This window comes from Mycoplasmopsis gallopavonis, assembly GCF_900660635.1.
GTDB lineage: Bacteria > Bacillota_I > Bacilli_A > Mycoplasmatales > Metamycoplasmataceae > Mycoplasmopsis > Mycoplasmopsis gallopavonis.
In genome coordinates this window covers 401,767-409,935 of the sequence record NZ_LR215032.1, presented here as the reverse complement: position 1 = coordinate 409,935, position 8,169 = coordinate 401,767, and the positions used below count along the sequence as shown (strand labels likewise).

7 protein-coding genes are annotated in these 8,169 nt (G+C 25.7%); 4 read left to right on the top strand and 3 right to left on the bottom strand.

All coding sequences use genetic code 4. From position 1 onward, the window contains the following. Positions 1-344 precede the first annotated feature (344 nt). Both EXC53_RS04255 and EXC53_RS04050 read left to right on the top strand, forming a co-directional pair. The gene (locus EXC53_RS04255; RefSeq protein WP_165261069.1) at positions 345-503 is read left to right on the top strand and encodes a hypothetical protein; all 159 of its coding nucleotides are present in this window, start codon (positions 345-347) and stop codon (positions 501-503) included. 212 nt (positions 504-715) lie between these two features. Then, entirely contained in the window at positions 716-904 is a 189-nt protein-coding gene (locus EXC53_RS04050; RefSeq protein ID WP_129724762.1) for a hypothetical protein, read from the top strand. A 35-nt stretch (positions 905-939) separates the two neighbouring features. Here the strand turns inward: EXC53_RS04050 and EXC53_RS04250 are convergent, their stop codons facing one another. The 3 genes from EXC53_RS04250 to EXC53_RS04040 form a co-directional block, all read right to left on the bottom strand. After that, the gene (locus EXC53_RS04250) at positions 940-1,050 is read right to left on the bottom strand and encodes an IS3 family transposase (protein ID WP_165261066.1); all 111 of its coding nucleotides are present in this window, start codon (positions 1,048-1,050) and stop codon (positions 940-942) included. 135 nt (positions 1,051-1,185) lie between these two features. After that, complete coding sequence (locus EXC53_RS04045; protein WP_129724760.1) at positions 1,186-1,779, bottom strand: transposase; 594 nt, start codon at positions 1,777-1,779, stop codon at positions 1,186-1,188. A 110-nt stretch (positions 1,780-1,889) separates the two neighbouring features. Then, positions 1,890-2,117 carry a hypothetical protein gene (locus EXC53_RS04040; protein WP_129724758.1) on the bottom strand — a complete coding sequence of 76 codons (228 nt, stop codon included), beginning with the start codon at positions 2,115-2,117 and terminating at the stop codon, positions 1,890-1,892. Positions 2,118-2,799: 682 nt separating this feature from the next. Here EXC53_RS04040 and EXC53_RS04035 point away from each other — a divergent pair. Together EXC53_RS04035 and EXC53_RS04030 are read left to right on the top strand one after the other, a co-directional pair. After that, positions 2,800-4,833, top strand: coding sequence for a coiled-coil domain-containing protein (locus EXC53_RS04035; RefSeq protein WP_129724756.1), 2,034 nt, complete (start codon positions 2,800-2,802; stop codon positions 4,831-4,833). A 407-nt stretch (positions 4,834-5,240) separates the two neighbouring features. Beyond that, positions 5,241-8,150, top strand: a complete 2,910-nt coding sequence (locus EXC53_RS04030; RefSeq protein ID WP_119572033.1) for a hypothetical protein — start codon at positions 5,241-5,243, stop codon at positions 8,148-8,150. Positions 8,151-8,169 lie beyond the last annotated feature (19 nt).

Below are 8,169 nucleotides of genomic sequence, written 5' to 3'. Positions count from 1 at the left end.
ATTTTTTCAAGAAATAAATAATCAAGAAGCAGAATATCAAAGAATTCTTTCTTTAAATTCTTTACCAACTATAGCTCAATGAAATTCTTATTTCAATTTTTATCAATCAGCAGATTTAAAAATTAGTTTTTAAATGATATTATTGCTCAAAATCAAGCTTTTAATCGTGATTCATTTTTAAATAAACTTCATTTACCTAATAATTTAAATTGAGCAAATCAGTTTTATTTAATTTAATGATCAAAATTAACTTTAATGAAAACTAATTTAGTTAACTCAATTCTAATTTTAGTAATGATTCAAAATTATCAGCTAAACGAACAATCGAAAACTTAAACTCTCAATTGTTAATTTTGGTAATTTTGGTAGATTCTAGTTCTAATCAACTTAGTAATGCACTAGACTCAGCAACTAATTTATCAAGTGTGCAAAAAAACTTTTTCCACACTGATTTTGAAGCAGCTTTAACTTCTAATAGAAATTCTGATGTACTAGTTTGATAGCTAAAATTAATCATTTAATAGTTTTCTAGCAAATGTTGAGACTCAAATTGCAAACTATAATCAAGTACTAAGTTCAAATTACTATAATTTTGCTTCTAACATTCAAAAAACAAATTTACTAACTGAACTAATCAATTAAAAGCCAATAAGTCAACTTGGAATTATGCTGAACTAAATAATTTAATTATCAAAATTAATAATTAGTACAAGAAATGCAAAGAAATTTTGAAAGTTATGAAGCTCGTAAAAAACAACTTCAAAATGAAGTTAATGGATTAACTTATATCAGTGATTTAGAAAAACAAAATTTCCAAAATGAACTAGAATCTAATCGAGATTTAGAACAGATGGAAATTAAAAAAGAGGCGTTAATTACAAAAATAAAGAAAATGAGTCATTAATAAATTTTGCACTATCTAAACTAGGACAGAAAAAATTAACAATTTATTAAATTGGATAGCCCCATACTATATTCGTATGGGGTTTTTCAATTCAGACATGATTGAATTCTAAATTTATTGTATCAATGAACATAATTAGATATCACTTTTCTAGTTCATTCAAAGTCATAGCTTTGATATTTAAATCTCTAATTAATTCAGTTTTTAAATTTGAAAATCAATATTCCACAACTCTATTATCTAAACTATTTCCTACTTTTGAAAGCGAAATTATTCCACCTTTATTTTGAATAAAACGAGAAAAATCATCAGATGTATAAGTTGAGCAATGATCTGAATGTAGTATAAAACTTTTTTCAAAATCAACATTTTCAAATGTTTTGTAAATTAATTTGAATCATTAATTTGGAAAGAGAAAAACTAATTATTTCTTTAGTTTTATGTTTAATTACTACTGAAAGATAAACATTATTGTTTATTGCATCTTTTGTCGCTGGAAGATATGTTACATCAGTAGCGTATATATTTCTGTTATATACATCATTATAATCTCTATTAACAATGTTTTCTTTTATGATAGATGTGTTCTTTGATTCTTTTAGTTTTTTTCTTTTTCTGACATTGCAAAATAAACCTAAGGCATTCATATATCTTCCTAGAGTTCTTTCGTTTATGTCTATTTTATAGTGCTTTAAGATAAAATATTTTAATTTTTGTCTACCATATTTAGATCTATTTTGTTTAAATGAATCAATAATCAAGTCTTGGTACTTTATTTTTCTGGATTTATTTTTAGGAGCAAAATTATTTCTTTTATGTTTGGATATTGTTTGTCTACAAAGATACAACAAAATAGCAAGTTTATACGAAGCCATATTAATATTTGATGCCTCTTGAACTTTCTCTGTTTTAAATTTATCTTTTGTAATTTCTCTATATCTTTTTGCAATTTCAATTAAATCTTCTCGTGTAAAAATGTTTCAATTTATATCTTGTTCTTTCGCTTTCTTGACCTACCGGTTCCAGGCTTTCTTGGTTTTTTATTCATATTAAAATTATAATGTTTTAATATTCTTCGTAATCTCGCTTTCACATATTTATCTTTTGCTTTTGCACCATATTTATACATCAGTTCAATCGCATCCTTTTTACCTAATTGAAAAAATGTATTATAAATTTCTTTTTCTTGTTCTTCTGTAAAATGTTTTCCCATTTTTCTCCTTTAAAAATATAAAAAATTAACATTCGAAGGAATGTTAATTTTTATTGTCCTAGTTTAATCTGAACCATTTTTTAATCAAGCCCAAAAACAAGGTTTAAAACAAGAAATTATTGCAAATACCCAATTATCTAAAAATCAGTTAGAAAATCAGATTACCTCTCTTGCTAATAAAATTGAAGTTATTCAAGATTTATTAGCAAATCGTAACCAAATTCTTGCAAGTCAAAATTATCAAGATGCAGATTTAACAGCAAAAAATGAATATAATGCTAAATTTAGCGAACTTGAAAAAACTCAAACTTCAAATCAATATTGAAAAATTAATCAGTTAAATCCGCTTTTAAATAATTATCAAAATGCACTTCAAACTTTAAATGGAGAAGCAAAATTAAATCTTGCTAAGCAAGAGTTAAAAACTAAAATTACTAACTCAAATTTATTAGAATTTAACCGTAATAAACTTAGTATTGAAATTAATAATGCTAAAAATTTAGATCAATTAAGTCCTATTAATTCTGAATTTAGAGAAATTAGTAATTTAATTAGCGAGTTTCAAAAACAAACTAAATTAAATCAAACTCAAAAAGATTTCTTTGCAAGCCAAATTGAAAGTAAAGATGTTTTAATTTCCAAATCTAAAATTCAAACAAACTTTACTAATTTAAATTCAAAAATGACTTCTTTTAAAAATGCTTTTAATGATTTTCGAGCGTTAATGAAAAGTTTAGAAACCAATCACTTAGATAATTTTTATAATCTTTCAAAGATTTTTTATGATGATGAATTTGCTAAATTTAACACTGACATGCTAACAAGTGAAGCAATTGATAAAGAACTTGAATTATTTGCTAATTTTAGTTTTATTTTAAAAGATGTAATTAGGAATTATCAAAATTATGATGATCAACAAATTCTTGCTAAATATCAAAAACTTGAAGATTTATATTTTGCGAAGAAAAAAGATTATTTTCAAATTCTAATTCAAAATTATTTAAAGATTTTAAATGCCCGTAAAAAAGATCTTAATAATAGCTTTGGCTCAAACGAATATTATGCAAACAAAATTAATGAATATTTAGGAAACTTTAATGCTTCATACAATCAAGATGCAACAATTGATGTTCTTAAACAAAATCTCCAAGACTTAACTACTCATTTATCAAGTTTTGATGAAGATATTCAAGAGAAACATCTTGCTTTAGAAGCTTTTAAGGGATCTTTTAACAAAATAACTGAAATAGCAAATTCACTAAAACAACGCTTTTCAACTTTTAGCGAAGAAATTGATTCGCAAATTAACTTGCCACTTGCGGATTATGCTCTTGACATTGCAAAAATGAGTTCAAATCAAATTCTTGAACACAAAAATCAAGTTGAAGAATTATTAAATAAGATTAATGAATTATCAGCAAAATATGAAGCACAAGAAGATGAAAAAAGTGCCAAAATTCATGAATTAAAAAGATTAATTGTTGAAACAGAAACTTTTATTACAAATACAAAAGCAATTCAGTTTAGTGATTTTAATGAACTTTTAAATACATCTTTAAATAATGCAAAAACAATTAATGAAGATAGCGATCTTGAAACAATTAAACAAACTTTAATCAATCTTACAGACAACCTTGCTCTTGCTACTAATGCTTCAAGAGAATATCAAGAATTATTAACAAATTTACTAGATCAAAAAACACAAATTAAATCCAAATTATTTAGTAAAGATGCAAATCTTGCTGATTTAGCAAATTATCTTAACACTTGAAACCAAAATTTTGAAATTAAATTAGAAAGTTTAACCAAAGCACAGCTGAAAGAATTTGAGGTTGCTCTTAATAATTTCTTTAGAGCAAACAATGAAATTATTGCTCAAATTATCAAAAAACATCAAACATTAGTTATTAATTATACAAACTTAAAAAGCAGTTTAAATTCACTTATTAGTATGGATAATCTTTCAGAAAATTTAATTAGAATCAAAGAGGATTTTCTTCAAAATTATGCTCAAATTAATCTTAGTCAAACCGGAAATGCTGAGTTAGAAAAAATAAATACTAAGTTAGAAAGTTTTATTAATGAATTTAAAACTTTCTTTAAATCGGATTTATTAGAAATGTATATTGCTAATAAAGACTTTTTAGCAACAAATAACTCTAATTTATCTAATCAACAATTAAATTTCTTTGAGTCAGAAAACAATTTAAATCAAAATTTAAGTAAGCTTAAAGAACTTAATAATTTTATGAAAGAAATTATTTCAGTTCATAGCAACTTAGACCTTGGTAGTTTAAATGAGGCTCAATTTGATTCTTTACAAAATCAATTTAGTGAAATTTTAAACTCAGAACAATTGAACAACTTTCTTGAATATAAAAATGAATTAAATCAAAAAATGGAAGAATTTAAAAATCTTTGAGATTTAGCTTCCGAAAAATATCAGACAAGCAATGATCCAGAAATTAAGGAAAATTATGAGCAAAATATTCAAAACCTTGATCGTCAATCAAATTTATCCTTAGAAAAAATAGCAGAAAATACTTTAAAACTTCATTTCTTTTTAAGTTTAGAAGAACACATTGTCCAACCAGAACAACCCAAAGTTCAAGCACAAAAATCAAACTATTTATTATGAGTTTTATTACCAATTGCAGTTACGCTTCCAATTCTTGGAATAGCTGGATATTTCATCTTTAAAAAATTCAAAAAATAAGCATCAAGTAATTTGATGCTTTTTTATAAGGATTTCTTAACTTAATCAAACTAAAAAGTGCATTTTTAATTGAAAAAAATAAATTTTTATAACTTTTTAGTTTAAAAGTACTATAATATTTTTGGAGGTAAAAATGGAAAACAAAGCAAAATGCAAATGTGTATGTGGATGCACAAAATGTACATGCGAACAATGTCAATGTAAATAAATTTAAAAAGTTAAAAATCAGCTCTAATTAAATAGAAAATAGAGCTGATTTTTTCTTTTCTTAGATATAAATTGGCGAAATTTGATGCCTTTTTTGATTTTTTTCTAGTATTTTTGTTTTATCTAGTGATATTATGGTAATAATTTTAGTATAATAGAACAAAAAATAATAAAAAACATTTTAAGAAAAGCGAGGTAACGTGAAAAAAAGTAAATTACTAGTTCCATTACTTAGTGCGGCTATTTTACCTGTTTCAGGAATTTTAGTTGCATGTAATGATAACTCTACAGCGTCAAACAATGATGCTAAATATGACAAAATATTGCAATCAACAGAACAAATATTAAATAATATTAATAATTCTGAACTTGCAAGCGACTTATATATTAATTCAAATAATGAGTTAGCGGAAATCACTTCAAAATACAAAAAAGCTAAAAGTAATTCTGAAAAAGAAACAATTATTGAATCTTTAGAAAAATTTAGTACTAGACTTTTAAATGATTGAATCAAAAAATTAAGCTCTATTTTAGGTAATTCAGAAGCTTTAAATGCGGCCAAAGATAAAGCGAAACAAGATGCTGAAAACAATTTAGCAAGTGCCAAAATTGACTTAGAGCATGTTAGAGCTGCAAATGAAAATACTATTTCAGACTTAGAATTAAAAGTTGCACAACTTGAAAGAGATTTAAAGCGAAGCGTTCAATATAATGGAGAAAGTCTTCAAGAAGAAATTAAGGAATTAACCAAAGATTATTTACCAAGACAACTCTCAGGTAAACTTGCATTGTTAGAAGCTCAAACTTATTTAATCGATTGGTATCAAGCATTTATTGATTACTTGCAAAGTATGAATGTACGAGACGAAAGAACAAGAGAAACAATTGCTTCTATCGTTCAAAATACAGAAGGACTTAAACAAAGTACAATCTTAGCTAAACAAGAAACAGAAAAAACTCCTGAAAAGTACGGTACAAGAAGACAATTTAGAGCTGATTTAGCAATTACAATGGATAGAATTAAAAAAATTGGTGATAGATATAAAAATATTTTCAATTACGATGTTCCAAGATCTACAAGTAAATATTTAGAAGCCTTATATAAATGAAGAATCGAAAACTTTAGAGCATTAAAAGCTGCAATTGAAGCAAATGATTCATCAGTTTATGATGATTTTAATCCTAATCAAACAGGTCAACAAACTAAAGATGGACTTGCACTTACAGTGGGTGAATTTGCTGATTTATACGCTAATTCATTAAGTCGTGCGACAACTTATGCTGAACAACTTTTTAGTTATATTACATTAGAAGAAAAATATGCTAAAGTTGTTTTACATCCGCAAAACCTTGATGAGTTTTCACCATTTTTAAAAGTTCGTTTAAAAATGACAGAATATCCATTATACTACCGTCTTTATGATAGCGAACAAACAGCAAAATTGGATGTTTACTATGCAAGAACAATTGATAGCTTACGTGATTTTAGAAGATCAGAAGGTTATAAATATTTAAATTCAATTGCTTACCGTAAAGTTTACAATCAATGAGATAAATATGTTCAACAAAGTATTAACTATAAATACAATGGAAACGCTAATACTTATTACGAAATTTTAGGAACATTTACAGATGTTCTTCAAGGTGTGCAAGAATTAGCTGTTCCAGAAGAGCAAGTTAATGCTAAAAAAGCGGAAATTGAAGCAAAAATCGAACAAGTTAAACAATCAGTGTGAAGTAAAATTTTAACAATTAATGCAAAAGCAAATCAAGAAGATCCTGATGATAGCTTTACTCCTTATACTGACTTGAAATACAATTTAAGAGCAAAATATAGTCAAGCTAACGGCTTATCACAAGGAACATTTATTGAAGCTTTTGATAAATATATTGCATTTCTTTTAGCTGAAAAATATGTTGATAACATGATTGATCTATACAATTATTGAACACTTGTAGGTGATGATCCTAAATCAGATGAGCTTGAAGCTATTTTAAAATTAAAAACCAAATCAGCAAAACTTGAAAAAAGATATAAATTTGCAGAAAATGATTTTGAACAAAATAAATTGAATAAAAAATTCCATGAAGAAAATATCTTTCCTTTATTTAAGAATTTCTCTTGACCAAACTTTGATTCATTAAGTGACGAACAACAAAAATTATCAGCTTATAAAGAGGCTGTAAAGAAATTATTTGAAATTTATGAAAGAATTAAAAATATTTCAGATAATTTTACACTTCAAGGATATGATGATTGAAGTGATAAAGATTATTTCTTCCAAGATGCCTATGAATCAACTTATAATCAAATCAAGCAAGCTAATTCTGAATTAGAATCTAAAAATTCATTTAGTGATGTTGATGCAAGCTTTATCAACAACATGAAAGAAACTTACGAACAAAGAAAATTAGTAGTTGAAGAAGAATATCAAGCAGCACAAGAAAACTATGAATCTAAAAAAGCAGCTTACGAAAATTCTAATGAATTTGATCCTAGAAATTATGTAGTACCATCACAAGAACTTTATGCTTTTATTCGTCAATGAAATATTAAAAATCGTGCAGAATTAGCTTCTCTTGAACTTAATCCTGAAACAGAAACAGATCAAAAAGCAGTTGAGCTTTTTGCTAGTTATTCAAGTGAATGAAAATTTGGACACGAAGATACAAGCACTAGACCTTATATTAAGATTACAAATCTAGATATTGATGATATTTACAATACTGAACAAGGTCATGATGAAGAAGGTAATGTAATTCCTGAATATACAACAGATAAAGTTAAAGCAAATTTATTAGCAGCAGAAAAAGCTTATTTTGATGCAAATATGGCCTACTTAGAAGCTAAAAAAGCAAATGCTTCAAATTTAGCAGATTTAAAACAAGATTTAGTACAAAAAAGAAGTGATTATTATTCAGTCCTTAATGATTCGCACTATGGTTTCTCAAAATCAGGGTATGCAAAATACACTGTTTCACATTATGAAAAAGGACAACAAGTGACACTAACTCCATTACAATTAGCAAGTATTTATGCAAGTGAAGTTGCTACTTATCAAGTTCTCAAAGAATTACATGCTGAATATATGGACTCAGAAAATAATTAACTTTATTTAATTAAAACCA